This window comes from Pseudonocardia nigra (genome assembly GCF_019396355.1).
In the GTDB taxonomy this organism is placed as follows: domain Bacteria; phylum Actinomycetota; class Actinomycetes; order Mycobacteriales; family Pseudonocardiaceae; genus Pseudonocardia; species Pseudonocardia nigra.
The window spans coordinates 1-514 of the sequence record NZ_JAHKRK010000598.1 but is presented as its reverse complement, the minus strand read 5'-3'; the positions used below and the strand labels follow the sequence as shown (position 1 = coordinate 514).

Sequence of the window (514 nt, the reverse complement as noted above, 5' to 3'; positions counted from 1 at the left end):
GAGGCCTGGATCGCCCCTCCGGCCAGCCGGGAGCTGCGCGGCTGGGTGCGGCACCGGGCCAAGCTGGTCGGGCTGCGCTCGAACCTCAAGTGCGCTCGAACCTCAAGTGCGCTCGAACCTCAAGTGCGCTCGAACCTCAAGTGCCAGGTGCACGCCGTCCTGGCCGCCGCCGGAGTCACGGTGGCGGAGTCACGGTGGCGGAGTCAGGGTGGCGGAGTCACGGTGGCGATGAGCGATCTGTTCGGTCCGGGTGGGCAGCGGCTGCTCGCCGGCTGTCCGCTGGCGCTCGAGTCCCGCTCGCGGGTGGACTCGCTGCTGCGGTTGATCACCACGCTGGACGTCGAGATCGACACCTTCGCCCGGCTGGTCGCCGGCCGGCTACCCGAGGATCCCGGCTCCGTCGCGATCGGGCAGATCCCCGGGATCGGGCCGATCCTGGCCGCGGTGTTCCTCGCCGAGATCGGCGGCATCACCCGCTTCAGCACGCCCGCGCAGCTGGCCTGCTGGGCCGGGC

At 72.2% G+C, this 514-nt stretch carries 1 protein-coding gene; it reads left to right on the top strand.

Annotated elements, in window-relative coordinates; all coding sequences use genetic code 11:
- Nucleotides 1-228: 228 nt before the first annotated feature.
- A partial coding sequence (locus KME75_RS42375; RefSeq protein ID WP_219420739.1) for a transposase occupies nucleotides 229-514 on the top strand: 286 nt, incomplete at its 3' end.